This window comes from Acidimicrobiales bacterium, assembly GCA_016716005.1.
GTDB lineage: Bacteria > Actinomycetota > Acidimicrobiia > Acidimicrobiales > JADJXE01 > JADJXE01.
In genome coordinates this window covers 2,124,086-2,140,102 of sequence record JADJXE010000001.1, presented here as the reverse complement: position 1 = coordinate 2,140,102, position 16,017 = coordinate 2,124,086, and the positions used below count along the sequence as shown (strand labels likewise).

Annotated in this window: 15 protein-coding genes and 1 tRNA gene; 9 read left to right on the top strand and 7 right to left on the bottom strand. The window is 69.2% G+C overall.

Annotation, left to right across the window (positions count from 1 at the left end):
* Positions 1-52 precede the first annotated feature (52 nt).
* Positions 53-391: a P-II family nitrogen regulator gene (locus tag IPM45_10525; protein ID MBK9179981.1), complete on the bottom strand. Its 339-nt coding sequence runs from the start codon at positions 389-391 to the stop codon at positions 53-55.
* 164 nt (positions 392-555) lie between these two features.
* Entirely contained in the window at positions 556-1,071 is a 516-nt protein-coding gene (locus IPM45_10520; GenBank protein MBK9179980.1) for a helix-turn-helix domain-containing protein, read from the bottom strand.
* 92 nt (positions 1,072-1,163) lie between these two features.
* Between IPM45_10520 and IPM45_10515 the strand changes: the two genes are divergently transcribed.
* The 3 genes from IPM45_10515 to IPM45_10505 all read left to right on the top strand — a co-directional run bounded on the left by IPM45_10515 (position 1,164) and on the right by IPM45_10505 (position 4,457).
* On the top strand, positions 1,164-1,592 hold the full coding sequence (locus IPM45_10515) for a cyclic nucleotide-binding domain-containing protein (protein ID MBK9179979.1): 429 nt from the start codon (positions 1,164-1,166) through the stop codon (positions 1,590-1,592).
* A 62-nt stretch (positions 1,593-1,654) separates the two neighbouring features.
* Positions 1,655-3,901, top strand: a complete 2,247-nt coding sequence (locus IPM45_10510; protein ID MBK9179978.1) for a 4Fe-4S dicluster domain-containing protein — start codon at positions 1,655-1,657, stop codon at positions 3,899-3,901.
* Positions 3,902-3,926: 25 nt separating this feature from the next.
* On the top strand, positions 3,927-4,457 hold the full coding sequence (locus IPM45_10505) for a hypothetical protein (GenBank protein ID MBK9179977.1): 531 nt from the start codon (positions 3,927-3,929) through the stop codon (positions 4,455-4,457).
* Positions 4,458-4,591: 134 nt separating this feature from the next.
* Here the strand turns inward: IPM45_10505 and IPM45_10500 are convergent, their stop codons facing one another.
* Entirely contained in the window at positions 4,592-5,161 is a 570-nt protein-coding gene (locus IPM45_10500) for a dCTP deaminase (protein MBK9179976.1), read from the bottom strand.
* A gap of 87 nt (positions 5,162-5,248) precedes the next feature.
* Here IPM45_10500 and IPM45_10495 point away from each other — a divergent pair, with 87 nt between their 5' ends.
* The 4 genes from IPM45_10495 to IPM45_10480 all read left to right on the top strand — a co-directional run bounded on the left by IPM45_10495 (position 5,249) and on the right by IPM45_10480 (position 9,460).
* Entirely contained in the window at positions 5,249-7,294 is a 2,046-nt protein-coding gene (locus tag IPM45_10495; protein ID MBK9179975.1) for an EAL domain-containing protein, read from the top strand.
* Between the two features lie 47 nt (positions 7,295-7,341).
* A tRNA-Gly gene (locus IPM45_10490) sits at positions 7,342-7,412 on the top strand.
* Between the two features lie 122 nt (positions 7,413-7,534).
* On the top strand, positions 7,535-8,680 hold the full coding sequence (locus IPM45_10485; GenBank protein MBK9179974.1) for a site-specific integrase: 1,146 nt from the start codon (positions 7,535-7,537) through the stop codon (positions 8,678-8,680).
* Positions 8,681-8,785: 105 nt separating this feature from the next.
* Positions 8,786-9,460, top strand: a complete 675-nt coding sequence (locus IPM45_10480) for a hypothetical protein (protein ID MBK9179973.1) — start codon at positions 8,786-8,788, stop codon at positions 9,458-9,460.
* An 11-nt stretch (positions 9,461-9,471) separates the two neighbouring features.
* Here the strand turns inward: IPM45_10480 and IPM45_10475 are convergent, their stop codons facing one another.
* Together IPM45_10475 and IPM45_10470 are read right to left on the bottom strand one after the other, a co-directional pair.
* Positions 9,472-10,251, bottom strand: a complete 780-nt coding sequence (locus IPM45_10475) for a hypothetical protein (GenBank protein MBK9179972.1) — start codon at positions 10,249-10,251, stop codon at positions 9,472-9,474.
* Between the two features lie 64 nt (positions 10,252-10,315).
* A complete protein-coding gene (locus IPM45_10470) occupies positions 10,316-11,095 on the bottom strand; it encodes a hypothetical protein (GenBank protein MBK9179971.1) in 780 nt (259 codons plus the stop codon).
* Between the two features lie 118 nt (positions 11,096-11,213).
* Between IPM45_10470 and IPM45_10465 the strand changes: the two genes are divergently transcribed.
* Positions 11,214-11,660 carry a helix-turn-helix domain-containing protein gene (locus tag IPM45_10465; GenBank protein MBK9179970.1) on the top strand — a complete coding sequence of 149 codons (447 nt, stop codon included), beginning with the start codon at positions 11,214-11,216 and terminating at the stop codon, positions 11,658-11,660.
* Between the two features lie 15 nt (positions 11,661-11,675).
* Positions 11,676-12,218 carry a PIN domain-containing protein gene (locus IPM45_10460; protein MBK9179969.1) on the top strand — a complete coding sequence of 181 codons (543 nt, stop codon included), beginning with the start codon at positions 11,676-11,678 and terminating at the stop codon, positions 12,216-12,218.
* 6 nt (positions 12,219-12,224) lie between these two features.
* Here IPM45_10460 and IPM45_10455 read toward each other — a convergent pair whose 3' ends face one another.
* Both IPM45_10455 and IPM45_10450 read right to left on the bottom strand, forming a co-directional pair.
* Positions 12,225-12,695 carry a hypothetical protein gene (locus IPM45_10455; protein ID MBK9179968.1) on the bottom strand — a complete coding sequence of 157 codons (471 nt, stop codon included), beginning with the start codon at positions 12,693-12,695 and terminating at the stop codon, positions 12,225-12,227.
* A 63-nt stretch (positions 12,696-12,758) separates the two neighbouring features.
* A complete protein-coding gene (locus IPM45_10450; GenBank protein ID MBK9179967.1) occupies positions 12,759-15,947 on the bottom strand; it encodes a relaxase domain-containing protein in 3,189 nt (1,062 codons plus the stop codon).
* Between the last annotated feature and the right edge of the window lie 70 nt (positions 15,948-16,017).

Here is a 16,017-nt window from a genome sequence, read left to right as displayed (position 1 = left end):
GCTCGATCCCTCCTCGTCGTCGGTACGCTGCTCGCGCCGGTCGCTCGCGCCCTCACAGCGCGTCGCTCCCCTGCTCGCCCGTGCGGATCCGCACGGCGGTGCCGACGGGCGTGACCCAGATCTTCCCGTCGCCGATCTTCCCGGTCCTGGCCGCGGCGGCGATGGTGTCGATCACCGCATCCACGGCCCCGTCGTCGACGAGGACCTCGATCTTCACCTTCGGGAGGAAGTCGACCGTGTACTCCGCTCCCCGATAGGTCTCCGTCTTGCCGCCCTGGCGGCCGAAGCCCTTCACCTCGGTGGCCGTGATCCCGTGGATGCCCGAGTCCTTCAGGGCGTCCTTCACGTCATCGAGCTTGAACGGCTTGATCACCGCAGTGACCAGCTGCATTCGCCCTTCCTTCCTCCGGAGGTCGACGCCGTTGTCGCCACTGCACCGGAACGATCCCGAGTTGGGATGGTGGTTGGTGGCCGGGAGCCGACCGGCTCCCGCCCGACTGGATGTCGGCAATCTGAACCGTAGGAAGGCCCGATTACCCGACCGTGTGGAGAGCGTTACGCCTCCAGCACGGCCTGCTGACGGAACTCTGAACCCTCCAGCAGGTACCCCCGCGACCGCACCGTCCGGATCGCCAGCGCCAGCGGGGCGATCCGGCGGCGGAGCCGCAGCACGTGGACGTCGAGCGCGTTGCGGCCCGGCGCGCCGTCGGGCCAACCCGCTCGGGCGAGGGCCTCCCGGCTCACCACCGCCCCGAACCGCTCGAGCAGCGCCTCGGTGAGGCGAGCCTCGACCGGCGGGAGCGAGACCCAGGCGCCGCCGACACGCAGGACCCCGTCGCCGTCGAGCGACGGGTGGACCGACAGGTGGGCACGGGCCCGCACGGCCAGCGCCTCCACCCGGGCCCGGAGGTCGGCGTCGTCGGCCGGCACCCGGATCCAGTCCTCCAGGCAGTCGACGGGCAGCGGGGGCGCGGCACCTGCCTCCACCAACAGGAGGCGGGCGCAACGCTCGACCTGGAGGCGCTCACGGCGCGACTCCTCGGCGGGCCATCGGACGAGCACGACGTCCATCGGGGGCAACCTAGGGCCCGCACGTTTCTCGACGGTTACGTCGGCATGAAGCATCCGGGCACGTCGGCGAGGCGCCTGCCTAGGATGCGGCCATGCCCGGCAAGCGAGTCGACACCCTCGACTACCTCGCGAAGGTCCCGCTCTTCTCGGCGTGCTCGAAGCGCGACCTGGACCGGATCTCCAAGGCGTCCGACCAGATCACGGTGCCGGCCGGCCAGATCCTCGTCGACCAGGGCGACGCCGGCCGCGACTGCTACGTGGTGGTCGAGGGCACGGCCACGGTCAGGCGGAACGGCCGCAAGATCGCCACGCTGGGACCCGGTTCGGTGATCGGCGAGCTGTCGCTGCTCGATCACGGGCCCCGCACGGCCACGGTGCTGGCCGACACCGACATGGTGTTGCTGGTCATCGATCAGCGGCACTTCGCCGGGTTGATCGACACGGTCCCGGCACTCGCCCACAAGCTGCTCGCCTACCTGGCGGCTCGGGTTCGCGACTTCGACCGCCAAGCCTACGGCTGACGGCGGGATTCGCCGGCTGCGTTCGTGGCGCCCGGTGACCGGCGAGTAGGTTTCGCGGCGATATGAGCACGCAGGTGGAGACCAACAAGCCGGCGCGCAAGCCGCCGATCCTGCCGAACCAGCTGTCGGTGGTGATCGGGGTGCTGTTCGCCCTCGTCGTGGTCGGTTCCGGCATCGCCGGCGCCGCCTTCGCCTTCAAGAGCGACTCGAGCACCACCCGCGAGGTGTTCGAGGGCGTCCCGGCCGCCCTCGAGGTCGCGTTCTACGTGGTCACACCCCTGCTGATCATCGCCGGCGGGGTGCTCTTCTCGTTCCGGGTGAAGAACTGGGAGCGAGGCAACCCGGACAGCCGCCGGACCACCCGGGGCAACGTGCACCGGCGCCTGCGCGACTACCGCGCCGGCGTGATGATGCAGACCCTGCTGCGCGACCCGCAGGCCGGCGTCATGCACTCGATGATCTACTTCGGCTTCCTGGTCCTGCTGGGTGTCACGACCACGCTCGAGATCGACCACCAGCTCCCGACCGACCTGAAGTTCCTGCACGGCGGCGTCTACCAGGGCTTCGCCTTCGTGGGCGACCTGGCCGGCCTGGTCTTCACGGCCGGCGTGCTGTGGGCCATCGGCCGGCGCTACGTCCAGCGGCCGTACCGCATCCGCATCAAGACCAAGCCGGAGCACGCCGTCATCCTCGGGGTGCTCCTCGCCATCGGCCTCACCGGCTTCACCACCGAGATGTTCCGCATCGCCGAGGTGGGGCGGCCCGGCTTCGAGCAGTGGTCGTTCATCGGCTACCCGCTGTCGGCGCTCGTCGAGAACGTCGGCAACCTCGACACCTGGCACCAGGTGTCGTGGGTCGTGCACGTCGTGGCGTTCCTCGCGTTCCTCGTGATCCTGCCGATCACGATGCTGCGGCACATGTTCACCTCGCCGCTGAACATGTACCTGCGCGACCGGGAGCGCCCCAAGGGCGCCATGCGAGCCATGCCGAACCTGATGGAGACCGAGCTCGAGACCTTCGGCGCGGCCACCGTCTCCGACTTCACGTGGAAGCAGCTCCTCGACACCGACGCGTGCACGATGTGCGGCCGGTGCACGAGCGTGTGCCCGGCCCACGCCACCGGCAAGCCCCTCGACCCCCGCGAGATCGTGCTCAAGACGGGCGAGGTGATGGCGGCCACCGGCTCACCCCCGGTGACGCCCCCGATCGGCGTCGACCACCAGATCACCATCACGGCCGACTCGCTGTTCGAGCGCATCACCGCCGAGGAGATCTGGTCCTGCACGTCGTGCAAGGCGTGCGACGAGATCTGCCCGGTCAACATCGAGATCCTCGACAAGATCCTCGACATGCGCCGCTACCTCTCCCTGATGGAGAGCAACTTCCCCACCGAGCTCGGCAACGCCTACCGCTCGATGGAGAACTCGGGGAACCCGTGGGGCATGAACCAGGGCGAGCGGGCCGACTGGGCCGCCAAGCTCGACGGCATCGAGGTGGTCGACCCCGGCTCGACCTTCGAGCACGAGTACCTCTACTGGGTCGGCTGCGCCGGCTCGTTCGACGACAAGAACAAGAAGGTCACCCAGGCCATGGCCCGGCTGCTGCAGCGGGCCGGCATCGACGTGGCGATCCTGGGGCCGTCCGAGCTGTGCACCGGCGACCCGGCGCGCCGCTCGGGCAACGAGTACATCTTCCAGATGCTCGCCATGCAGAACATCGAGGCGCTGAACGGCATGGGCGTGAAGAAGATCATCACGCAGTGCCCCCATTGCTTCAACACGCTCCTCAACGAGTACCCACAGCTGGGCGGCCACTTCGAGGTCGTCCACCACAGCCAGCTGCTCGAGTGGCTCATCGAGACCGGCCGGCTCGATGTGTCGGCCGCCCGGCTGGACGAGCGGATCACCTACCACGACTCCTGCTACCTCGGCCGCCACAACGACATCTACCTCGCTCCCCGCAAGGTGATCGGCTCCCTCGGCGGCGTCGAGGTCGTCGAGATGGGCCGCAACGGCACGACGGGCATGTGCTGCGGCGCCGGCGGCGCCCGGATGTGGATGGAGGAGACGATCGGCAAGAAGGTGAACGACGAGCGCGCCCAGGAGGCCATCGCCACCGGGGCCACTCGCGTCGCCACCGCCTGCCCGTTCTGCTACATCATGTTGGACGACGGGGTGAAGGGCGCCGGCAAGGAGGAGGACGAGGTGCGAGTGGCCGACATCTCCATGCACCTCCTCGACGCCATCGAGCAGGGCGAGGCCAGGCGAGCCAGCGAGCTGGCCGACCTCACCGACGCCGCGGGCACGTAGCCCGGCCGGGGACGAGGCGGCCCGGATGCCCACCTGGCGGCGCACCGACGAGGGCGCCGGGCAGCGCGTGGTCGCGACCGTGCCGCCTCGCCCCTGGCGGATCCTGCTGGCGGCCGACGATCCCGACGTGAGCGAGCTCCTCGCCCGGGTCCTGGCCACCGACGGCCACCTCGTCCGGAGGGCGGTCAACCACCAGGCCACCCTCGTCGCCCTGCTCAACGAGCCCGCCGACTGCGTCGTGCTCGACCTCACCCGGGCCGGCGCGGGGGGCAACCTCAAGCTCCTCGACGCGCTGCGCTCCAGCGAGGACGAGCACCTCGCCGGCTCCCGCGTGGTGCTGTGCGGGGGTCGCGGGTCGAACCGGCTGTTCTCCTGGGAGTCGGGCATCGACGCCTTCCTCCAACACCCGTTCCATGCCCGCGAGCTCCTCGACGCGGTCGCGGCGGTGGTCGAGCGGCCCGAGGAGGAGCGGCGCCGTCACCGGCGCCAGCAGTCCGACCGTGCCCGCCTCGAGGGCAGGTCGGCCCCTGCGGCGCCCGCTCCCGACCAGCCCTGACCCGCGTCTCCATCGCGCCCACGACGCCCCACCCGACACGAGCGCGACACGAACCCTGACCCGGCCGTCCCCATCGCGCCCACGACGCCCCACACGACACGAGCGCGACACGAACCCCGGACGCCCCCCGGCGGTCAGGGGTCGCGGAAGTTCTCGTAGTAGCGGCTGGGCGTCGGCCCCCGCTGACCCTGGTACTTCGACCCGACCTGGCGGGACCCGTACGGCACGTCGGCGGGCGTGGTCATCCGCAGGAAGGAGATCTGGCCGATCTTCATGCCCGGGTACAGCGTGATCGGGAGGTTGGCCACGTTCGAGAGCTCGAGGGTGAGGTGCCCGTCGAAGCCGGCGTCGACGAACCCGGCGGTGGAGTGGATCAGCAGCCCCAGCCGGCCGAGGCTCGACTTGCCCTCCAGCCGGGCCACCAGGTCGTGGGGCAGGGCCACCCGCTCGAGGGTCGATCCCAGCACGAACTCGCCGGGGTGGAGGATGAAGACCCCGTCGGGCTCGATCTCGACCAGCTCGGTCAGCTCGTCGAGCTGTTGCTTCACGTCGATGAAGCCCATCGTGTGGTTCCGGAACACGCGGAACAGCCGGTCGATCTGCAGGTCGACCGAGGACGGCTGGATGGACCGCTCGTCGAGCGGGTCGATCACGATTCGCCCGGCGGCGAGCTCCTCGCGGATCGACCGGTCGGAGAGGATCATCGGAGCGGCACCCTACCCGTCACCGCGGCCGACCACGACGGGCGGTCGTCGCACGACGGGACGCGGCGATGCCATGCTGGGGCAGCGATGGCTGGGAAGGCGCACAGCCGGGCCGACCGGCTGCTGGAGCACCTGATCGAGACGGTGTCGGTGCTGGCGCCGGACGGCACCCTGCTGTTCTCGAACGACGACGGCCGGGGGGTGCTGGGCTACGACGCCGACACCTTCGTCGGCCGGGCCGTGCTCGACGGCGACCTGGTCCACCCTGACGACCTCTCGTTCGTGCTCGGGGCGATGGCCGACGTGCTGAGCCGCCCGGGAGGCACGGTGTCGGGCGAGTTCCGGGTCCGCCACGCCGACGGCGCCTGGCACACGCTCGAGGCGACGGCCCACAACCTCACGGACGACCCGCTGGTGGGGGGCGTGGTGCTCACGACCCGCAACGTCACCGAGCGGGTGCGCGCCCAGGCGGCCCTGGCCGAGAGTCAGGAGCGCTTCGGGGCCCTGCTGCAGCACGCCACCGACCTGGTGCTGGTGCTGCGGAGCGGCGCTCGCGTGGGGTTCGCCACGCCGGCCGCGCTGAGCATCCTGGGCCGCTCCCCGGCCGAGCTCTACGACCTGGCGGGCTTCGACGACCTGGTGCACCCCGACGACCGGGCCTTGCTGGCGGCTGCCGCGCAGCAGGCGGGGACCACCGGGCAGAGCGTGGCCGTGCAGTTCCGCGTCCTGCACGCCGACGGCCACGACCGCACGCTGGCCGCGACCCTGTCCGACCTCACCGCGCTCCCCGCCGTCGGAGGGCTGGTGGTCAACGCCCACGACGTGACCGAGCGGGCCCGGTTCGAGGAGGCCCTCTCCCACCAGGCCACCCACGACCCCCTCACCGGCCTCCCCAACCGGGCCCTGCTCCTCGACCGACTGGAGCAGTCGCTGGCCCGGGCCCAACGGGGAGGCGGGATGGTGACCGTGCTGTTCTGCGATCTCGACCGGCTCAAGGTGGTGAACGACTCGGCGGGCCACCACGCCGGGGACGAGGTCCTGTGCGTGGCCGCGAGCCGGCTGGCGCAGACGCTGCGCCCCACCGACACCGTCGCCCGCCTGGGTGGCGACGAGTTCGTGATCGTGTGCGAGGGGCTCGTGTCGGCCGAGGAGCGCTCGGCCCTCGCGCGCCGCCTCCTGGCCACCCTGGGCCGACCGATGGACGCCGGTGGCCAGCAGCTCGTCGTCACGGCGTCGATCGGGATCGCCGCGGCCCGGGCCGACGAAACGGCCGCCGACGAGCTCATCCGCGACGCCGACGCCGCCATGTACCTCGCCAAGACGGGGGGCCGGAACCGCTTCGCCCACTTCGACGAGGCGCTGCGCACCCGCTCGGTGCACCGCCTCGCCACCGAGGTCGCCCTCCGGCGGGCCCTGCAGCACCACGAGTTCGCCCTGCTGCACCAGCCGATCTTCACCCTCGACGGGCGGATCGTCGGGGTGGAGGCGCTGGTGCGCTGGCGCGACCCCGAGCGGGGCACGGTGGCGCCCGGCGAGTTCCTGCCCGTGGCCGAGGAGACCGGGTTGATGGTGCCCATCGGCCAGTGGGTGCTCGGCACGGCCCTGGCCGACGCGCGCCGCTGGCACGCCCGCGGCGTGCGCACCTGGGTGAACCTGTCGGCTCGCGAGCTGGCCGAGCCGGGGCTTCCCGAGCGGCTCGCGGCCATGGCCGCCGGGGTCGGGATGCCGGCCGCCGCGCTCGGCGTCGAGGTGACCGAGTCGGCGCTGGTGAGCGACGCCGCGACGGCGGCCGACACCCTCCTCGCCCTCCAGCACGTGGGGGTCGCCGTCGCTCTCGACGACTTCGGCACCGGCTACTCGTCGCTCACCCACCTGAAGAGCTTCCCGGTCGACGTGCTGAAGATCGACCGCTCGTTCGTGCAGGCCCTGGCCCTGGGCAGCGACGACAACTCCATCGTCGGTGCCATCGTGGCCATGGCCCACGCCCTGGGGCTCACGGTGGTGGCGGAGGGCGTCGAGACCCGGGCCCAGCTCGACCAGCTGCGGGCCCTCGGCGTCGACCACGTGCAGGGGTTCCTGCTGGGCCGCCCGGCGCCGGCCGACGACGTGCTCGCGGCCAACACCGCACGCTGAGCCACCTTGCCCCCACCCACCGCCGGCGTGGCATGCTCTGCGTCCTCGCGGGTGTAGTTCAGAGGCAGAACATCAGCTTCCCAAGCTGAGAACGCGGGTTCGATTCCCGTCACCCGCTCCCTAGAAACCCGCAGGTCAGAGGCGCTTTCCGAAGGTCTCAAGCCTGCGGGTTTCGTCGTCTCCGGCGGTCATGTGCCACAGGCGTGCCACACCGGTTCCGGCCGTGCCATGATCGGGCACATGACGAAGGCCAAGGCGTCGTGGGGCAGCGTGCGCAAGCTGCCGTCCGGGCGTTACCAGGCGCGCTACCGCGTCGACGGGAAGTTGGTCGGTGCGCCGTCGACGTTCCGCACCAAGCGCGACGCCGAGGCGTACCTCTCCACCGTGCGGGCCGACATGGAGCGCGGGACCTGGGTGAACCCGATCGCCGGCAAGGTGACGCTGCGCGAGTACTCGACGAAGTGGCTGGAGCAACGGCCCGACCTGCGGCCACGGACGGTCGAGCTGTACGAGGGCGAGCTGCGGCTCCACATCCTCCCGGTGCTCGGCGACCTCGAGCTGGCGAAGCTCACACCGACCAAGGTGCGCGACTGGCACTCGGCGCTGCTCAAGGCTGACAAGCCCGGCAACACCACGGTGGCCAAGTGCTACCGGCTGCTTCACGCCATCCTGAACACGGCCGTCGCCGACGAGCTACTGGTTCGGAACCCGTGCGTGATCAAGGGCGCCGGCCAGGAGAAGGCCCCGGAGCGGCCGATCGCCTCGATCCCCCAGGTGTTCCAGATCGCCGACACGATCGAGCCCCGGTTCCGGGCGATGGTGCTCGTCGGTGCGTTCGTCGGGCTGCGCCTGGGCGAGATGCTGGCGCTGACCCGTGAGCGGATCGACCTGCTGCACGGGCGCATCAAGGTGGTCGAGCAGTACCAGGAGCTCAAGGACGGCACGCACATCCTCGGCCCGCCGAAGTCCGATGCCGGCATTCGCACCGTGGCCATCCCGGCGATGCTCAAGCCCGAGCTGGAGGCGCACCTCGCTACGTACGCGGCGCCGGGGAAGAAGGGCCTCGTGTTCTGCGGGCAGAACGGGCAGCCGTTGCGCCGGGCGACGTGGTACTCGGCGTGGAACCGCACGATGACCGAGCTGGGCATCCTGGGCATGAAGCCCCACGACCTACGCCACACGGGCAACACGCTGGCGGCGATGACCGGGGCGAGCACCAAGGAGCTGATGGCGAGGTTTGGCCAGTCGACCTCGCGCGCGGCGCTGATCTACCAGCACGCCACGCAGGACCGCGACCACGAGATCGCCGACGCCCTCAACGGGATGATCGAGGCGAAGCTCAAACAGCGGCCGACGGGAACGGACGGCGCAAAGCCGGCCTCCTGAGGCGACAACCTGCACAAGACTCGGCCGGTGCCACGCTTCGAAGCAGCTGTTGAATCGCCACTGGCCTTCTCGTCAGGGATCCTGCTGGAGCCCAACCATGGGCCGGTGACCATCGCGTTCGACGGACTCCGCTTCGTGTGGCACCCGAACGACGGGGTCGGCATCGAGGGCGACAGCAGCTGGCCAACGGTGACCGTCGTCAGCACGTCGACCAACCACACGGCTGAGATGCGGGCGACGAATCGCTTCCTCTCAGCCCTCTCCCATCTCTATGACGTGCCCATGGCCGTACTCGCTACCAGCGCCACCGGATACAAGGGCGAGTTCGACTCGCCGTTGCTTCGCCAGCCTCTCGGACCGTTCACCAGGATTCTCGTCCCAGCGCCATCCTCGGTCGATGTCCTGCCCGACCAACGGCTGCGACTGGTCCTCGCGCTCGAACGTGAGGCGAAGTCGGCCCGGAGCGCCTTCTACCGCTACCTCGCCTACTACAACGCGCTCGACGCGGCGTTCGACGGGAACGCGTCGGCATTGGCGGCGTTCGCCGACAGCTACATCGAGGGATCACCGCCGGGCAACGACCCGAGCTGGTCCTTCTACCTGACCAAGTCTGTGCGGCACGCACTCGCGCACACCGTCCGCGACGAAGGCCGCATGGTCCTCGACCCTGATGAGAGCGACGATCAGATCACGCTCTCCATCGCCACCGACAAGCTCCTCCAACTCCTTCGCCTACGGACCCGGGAGCGTTGGCCAGACGGCGTTCGTTCGGTTGGGTGACCGGCCGAGCATCAACCGGCGTCGGGCATCGACGGAGGGCCCGACTTCGTTTGGGTCGGAGAAGCCACCCTCGCCAGATGCTCGTCGGAGACCTTGTAGGTGGCCCAGCCCGAGCACAGCGCGAGCAGCGAGCCCGTGGCCTGAACCATCGCACCGATCAACTCCTGCCAGAACCGAACTGGGATCTCGTCGGTGGGCATCGGGAACTGGCCCAGCAGCGTTCGCTCCTCCCCGTTCTGCCACGCATTGAAGATGTGTCTCTCCGAAAGATGGACCCAGTCGTTCGACACGGCGTAGACGGGCGGAAGCCAGTCGTAGAGCGCGCCGGCCAACTCAACGAGGTAGCGATCGGTGAGCTTCTCGCCGGACACGGGATCCTTGAGCTCTCGCAAGGCCCGTCCACCCAGTACCTCGACGACCACGTGGTCCGAATCTGCTCGCTGACATAGATACGCGCACCGGACGAGGCTGTCGATCTGAAAGCGCACGAGGGGCGCAGCGACGATGACGTTCCAGTGATCCCACGCGAGCACGAAGCCCTCCACCAAGTGGTACGAGCGCTGCAGAGCGCCCGTCAGGTAGAGGTCGAGCGAGTACAGATCCGACGACAGGGTTTCGCGGAGGACATCGAGGTGTTCATCCATCGACCTCGCAAGCTGGACCCGGTCGACCACGAGCTCATCCGGATATCGCTCATGCGGCGCGAGCAAAGGCGGCCGGAACTGACGCGACGCGGGAGGTAGGCGATCGTCGGTCGAACCTTCCTCTGCGGTTGGGCTGTCGTCGTCCACACACAGAACCGTACGGGGCAAGCAGCGTTCACGTCGCCGGGGTTGTCTCGATCCTCCGATGACCTCACACGTCCGGTTCGACGGAGGTGTTGACAAGGACGTTCCACCGATCACTCCGCTCGCCGGTGGCCCGTCCCGACGGGGCGAGCGGCGTCGTCCGACCCGATCGTGCGACCTGTTCCAGCGGCATCAGATCGACGTCGACCTCGAGGAAGTCGAGAAACCATCCGAGGCGCTGTGCAACCGGCTGGGGGCGCCGGCCGGCGAGCTCGGCAAGCGCCACGCCGTCGAGTGACGGCATCTCCGCGATCACAGTGGCGACGTTCGAAGGACCGCCACCCCACCGCTGGTGTTCGACAAGGTCGACCACGGTCTGCTCCGGGGTGGAGACCACGAGCATCGTCTGGGGTCCCGCGACACGGACCACTTGGCGATCCGCCACCGACTGAGCATGATGGAACCGGAGGCGGACTCGCTCGATCCTGCGGTCGCGGACATACCGGTCGACTACGACCTGATACTCCTGAACTGCGTGGTGCGACGAGCCCCACCAGGCGGCGGCCGACAGGAAGGCGGTGTAGTAGCTGCACCCGAGGTGGCGCATCATCGGGTCGATGAAGTGCGCTGCGGGCACGACCTTCCAACTCCGGTACTGCGGAGGGATGGCCACGTACAGTCCTCGCGTCGGGGAAAAGAGCAAGCCCTTGCGCGCGGCGTTGGCGACGGCCGCACGCACCGACTCCGGGCTGGCTCCCGTGATGTCCCGGATCTCTGCGGTGGTGAAGGTGCTCCGGCCCTCCCCTTGCAGACGGTCCCAGAGCCCTTCGAAGTCGACACGCTTCACCAAAGTGAGCTTAGACTTCACATTGGTAGAGGAGTCTGTCGATCCCAGGAACCATCGCTGCACTTATTGCGTTTGGTGGTACGGTGAGACACCCCGACGAGCCAGGTAGGTGGAGACGATGAGCGATGTGCTCGAAGTCCGGCCAGGAGCAGTACGACCCGAAGATCTCGACGCGTTCGTTCGCGCGCTCGAAGGCATCGCCCCACAGGTCGGACAGACACCGCGCCTCGTCGGACCCGACGGCGTCGAGATCGAGCTGCCCGAAGGCATCCATGCCCTGCTTGTCTCCATTGTCGAGAACCTCCAGGCCGGCAACGGTGTCTCGGTCATCCCGATGCACGCCGAGCTCACGACAGTCGAGGCAGCCGAGATCCTGAACGTGAGCCGTCCCTTCCTCATCAAGCAGATCGAGGCCGGTGTGCTCCCCCACCACATGGTCGGGACGCATCGGCGCTTGCGATTGGCCGACGTGCTCGCCTACCGAGACCGGGTCGACGCCGAGGCAGAGGATGCTCTGGCCGCGATGACGGCTGAGGCCGAGGACCTCGGCCTCTACGACGAGTAACGACCGGCCTGTCCCGTGGCCGGCTATGTCGTCGTCCTCGACGCGAACGTCCTCTACGGGATCGACGTCACCGACCTGATGGCCTCGATGGCCACGCGCCGCCTGTTCCGGCCGCACTGGTCACCCCAGATCCTCGACGAGGTCGCGCGCAACCTCGCTAAACGGCCCGACCTCGACGAGGCGTCGATCGGGCGACGAATCGGGCACATGAACCGAGCGCTTCCCGACGCGCTCACGGACGTCCCAGACGAATTGATCGATGCGATGCCTGTGAACGAGAAGGACCGCCATGTCCTCGCGCTCGCCGTTCACGTGGGCGCACCGACCATCGTCACCGACAACCTCAAGGACTTCCCTCCCGAGTTGTGCGAGCCGTTCGACATCGAGGCTGTCAGCGCCGACGCCTTCACGCTGGCGCAGGTCCACCTCCACCGAGTGGACGTGCTCGCGAGCATCGACGCGATGGCTGCACGGCGAGGGCGGTTCCCAAAGACGAGGGCAGACATCATCGAGCGGCTGCGGACCCTGCTCCCGAATGCGATGGCCGAACTGGACTGATTCGGCTCAACGCATCGACTCTTCGACGAGCGCCTTCAGTTCGTGGTCGGGACTGATGTGGCGCTTGTAGAGCGGACTCATCGGGGTCTCGGCCAAGCGGACCGAGAGCGCCACGAGGTCGTCGTCGGCGCCGTGATCCTCGCGATGGACGTTGCCGAGGAAGGTGAACTCGTTCATCACGCCGAGCAGGCTGCGGCTCGCGGTCTTGGCGAAGCGACCCTCCCCCATCGATCTGATCTCGTGGTCGACGAAGCGGGGATCGATGCCATGCGCGTCGAGGACACGTCGAAGCTCATCGGGGAAGCGGACCGCCAGCGTCGCCGCTGGCGCGAGGGGCATGAACACGGGGAGCAGCGTGCGCTCGTTGACGAGGAGCGCCACCTGCGGCTTCCAGAACAACGCGGTGGCGTACCAGTTCCCCAGCTGCGTGGCCGGCTCAATCGGAGCGACGACCGGCTGCTTGACCCGATCGAGCAGCTTCTTGGTGGCATGGATGGTGAAGCCGGCTGGCGTGTCCACGTTCCTCAGCCTCGCGCGCCGTCACCCGAACAAGTCCAGGCCGAGGTCTTGCTCGATCGTGCGCTGGACAGGTTCTCGTTCTCGGGGGATGGCCATGACTTCGAGGCGGGCCATCATCTCAGCCTTCTCCCGTGGGCCGCCGAGAAGGGACGAGCGGTCTCGTTGAGCCGGGTCCCTGTCGATGCCGAGGTAGTGGCGATCGAGGATGGTGGCGCCACGCAGCCAGGTGGCCTGGTGCTCGGGGTCGGTCGGCACCGGTCCCAGGATGTGGAGGTGGTAGTCGCTCGGAGCGGCGGCGGTCCGCCACGCTCGGCTTCGCAGTTGCCGGTCGAGTTCGTGGTCGACGGCGTCGAGGAAGCCAGCCTCGTGCGCATGGTCTGTCTGGAACTGCTCGCGCTCACTCATCCCGCTGCAGGCGTCGTCGAGCTCCGTGGTGAGACGGTCGAGACCCCTCGACCGCTCGCCGATCTGGTCTCGTAGGTCCCGCATCTCGCTGCGCGTGCCGGGCCCTCGGAGCTTGCGGTCGGCGAGTTCGTTGTACCGGTAGACGAGCGGCTCGATCTCGCCTTGGAGCTCCTCACGTCGGGTGCTGAGGGCGGTGAGGTCATGGCTGCGGTCGGGTGGGCTGGCGGCGAGCACGGCGGCGAGGCGTTGCTTCTCCGCGACGAGGTCCTCGATGGGCCAGAACGCGAGGGGTTCGCCTGTGTCGATGGCGAGTCGCTTATCGCCTTGGCGGTGGAGCGTCGCCTGCACGGCCTCGACGGGATCGTCGGTGAGGGGCGGCGGGCCGTGGCCGGTGGAGTCGTCGATCTCGGAGGCGCCGATGAGGTAGAGGTGGTTCGTGATCCGACCGCGGCTGAGGGCGACGTAGCCGCGTTCGCGGAACAGCTCGTCAGTCCCCAACACAAGCCCGCGGTCGACGGTGGCGCCCTGGGTCTTGTGGATGGTGGTGGCGTACCCGTGGGCGATGTTGCCTTCGTCGAGGTAGTCCCTGGGCAGGAGAACGCGCCGTTCGTCGAGCGTGATGGTCAGCGTTCCGCGGTCGGGGTCGACGTCGTCGACGGTGGCTCGGGTGCCGTTGCAGACGCCGAGCCGCCGGTTGTTGCGGAGGCAGACGATCTGGTCACCGGCTTGGTACGGGCGGTCGTCGAGCACGGGTTCGGGGCCCGACACGTCACCGGATCGGACGAGGTAGGCGCGTGCTCGGCCGTTGAGGTCGTCGACGTCGTTCCGGCGGTATGCGGTCATGGCGACGGTGTCGCCGGCCAGCCGGTGTGACCACCAGTCGGCCACCATCGCCCGGCGAACGTCGATCGCCGTTGGCGCCTGCACGACCCGGTCGTTGTCCCGATACGCGGCGAAGGCTGAGTCGACATCACCCCACCGAAGTTCCTCGAGCGCATCGCGTTCCCACTGCGCGCGCTGGCGGCGGTTCTCCGTCAGCTCGATGGGATCGAGCCGTTTCGCGAGCCCGGTGAGCACACCTCCGGCGTCGATCTCGGGCAGCTGGTGGGGGTCGCCGACGAGCACGACCTTGGCGCCGGCTTCGTCGGCGGCGTTGAGGATGGGGGCGAGGTTGCGGGTTCCGGCCATGCCGGCTTCGTCGATCACGACGACGGTGCGGTCGTCGAGTCGGATGCGGTGGGCGTCGAGGTTGATCTGCAGCATCGCCAGGGTCATCGACTCGATGGCCGCGGTGGAGTGGAGCTCTTGGGCGGCGATCCCGGCCAGGGCGGCGCCGATCACGCGGTGTCCGCTGGCTTCCCAGGCCTCACGGGCGGCGTCGAGGGTGTAGGTCTTGCCGGTCCCGGCGGCGGCGCACACGACGTCGATGCCGTTGCCGCTCGTGCACAGCCGGGTGACCATCTCGGCCTGCTCGGCGGTCAGGGTCGGGCGTCGTTCCATCATCTCGGCGAGTACGTCGTCGGGCACGATCGCCGTTCCTTCGTCGGCCCGGGCGGTGGATCGGCCGACGACGTGTCGCTCGATCCCGATCAGCTCGGCGGTCGACCAGCGGACATCGCCGATGCCTGTCGCGGCGACGATCGTGCCGTCGGTTCGGCGGATCACGTTCGACGCCAGCAGGCCCGGCCCGTTGGTCTCGACGAGTCGGACGACCCCGGTCCGGTCGAGGACCTGGTCGGCCATCGCCTCGACATCGGCGACGGTCGCCCCGGCCGGGAGCCGGTTGCAGATGCCTCGCAGGACGTCTCGACGGTCGAACGTCGACGCCTGCTTGGTGAGGCCGTCGGCGCTCATCAGGTCGTCGGCGAGGGCTTCGATGTCGGTCTCGACGACGGCCCGCGGGACCCGATCGAGCGCCAGGGCGAGGTCGGCGGGGTCCCAACCGATCTCGGCGGCCTTGGCCTCCCACACGTCGCGCATCGACCCTTCGTCGAGCGTCACCTTCTTCGCCTTCCGGGTTGTCAGCGTGGCGAGCTGGGCGGCTCGGGCGGTGCGGAACCCGACGTCGTCGAGGTGTTCCTCGATCTCCCGGCGGCGGTCCGAGTAGTGATCCCGCACGTCGTCGTCGATCCCGACGACATCGGCGATGCCCTCCTTGATCGGTCCCCATTTGACGCCGAGACGGGCGGTGAGCTCTTGGCGGAGGTGGGCTTCGTAGAGGTAGCCGGCGGTCGAGGCGTGCAGGTACAGCCATCGAGCATCGAGTGTCCGCCAGTCCCCGTCGGCGCCTTCCGCCATGTTCGCGACGAGCACATGGGTGTGGAGGTGCGGGTCACCGGCGCGGCTGGTGCGGTGCCGGAACGCGGCAGCGACGAGCCCGTTCACCTCGACCTGGTTGACGCCGTTCTTGCCCGTACGGGATCGGGCGGCCTCGCGTTCGATGTACGCGAACGCTGCGTCGACCGCTGCTTCGTGTGACTCGCGCACGATCTGGGCCGTGTCGGGATCGCCGAGCCCTGCGAGTAGCGACACGGACTTCGGGGCGCGGAAGGTGAGGTCGAACCCGGCGACCTTGCGGTTCGGGAACCGCCCCATCCGCTCTGCGGTGGCCGGGTTCTCGCCGGCCCAGATGGCGTGCAGGTCACTCGCTTCGACCTCACCATCGAGGTCCAAGTCGTGACTCGCGGTACCGACCCAACGACCTGGTGCTTCGCCGACGCCGCGGTAGTACTCGTCGATGCCGTCGGCGACGGCGTTGAGGTAGTAGCTCTCGCCAGAGAGCTGAATCTTGCCGAGGGAGAGCACGAGGCGTGCTCCTTTCAGGTCAGTCCCGGCCGTGGCGCACAACGCCGTGGCCGGATGCGGCGACGCGGGA

What these genes read in the sequence shown, in the direction of transcription:
- IPM45_10525 (MBK9179981.1), bottom strand. Translation starts at nt 391, where the DNA reads ATGCAGCTGGTCACTGCGGTGATCAAGCCGTTCAAGCTCGATGACGTG.
- IPM45_10515 (MBK9179979.1), top strand. Translation starts at nt 1,164, where the DNA reads ATGCCCGGCAAGCGAGTCGACACCCTCGACTACCTCGCGAAGGTCCCG.
- IPM45_10465 (MBK9179970.1), top strand. Translation starts at nt 11,214, where the DNA reads ATGAGCGATGTGCTCGAAGTCCGGCCAGGAGCAGTACGACCCGAAGAT.
- IPM45_10485 (MBK9179974.1), top strand. Translation starts at nt 7,535, where the DNA reads ATGACGAAGGCCAAGGCGTCGTGGGGCAGCGTGCGCAAGCTGCCGTCC.
- IPM45_10510 (MBK9179978.1), top strand. Translation starts at nt 1,655, where the DNA reads ATGAGCACGCAGGTGGAGACCAACAAGCCGGCGCGCAAGCCGCCGATC.
- IPM45_10505 (MBK9179977.1), top strand. Translation starts at nt 3,927, where the DNA reads ATGCCCACCTGGCGGCGCACCGACGAGGGCGCCGGGCAGCGCGTGGTC.
- IPM45_10495 (MBK9179975.1), top strand. Translation starts at nt 5,249, where the DNA reads ATGGCTGGGAAGGCGCACAGCCGGGCCGACCGGCTGCTGGAGCACCTG.
- IPM45_10520 (MBK9179980.1), bottom strand. Translation starts at nt 1,071, where the DNA reads ATGGACGTCGTGCTCGTCCGATGGCCCGCCGAGGAGTCGCGCCGTGAG.
- IPM45_10500 (MBK9179976.1), bottom strand. Translation starts at nt 5,161, where the DNA reads ATGATCCTCTCCGACCGGTCGATCCGCGAGGAGCTCGCCGCCGGGCGA.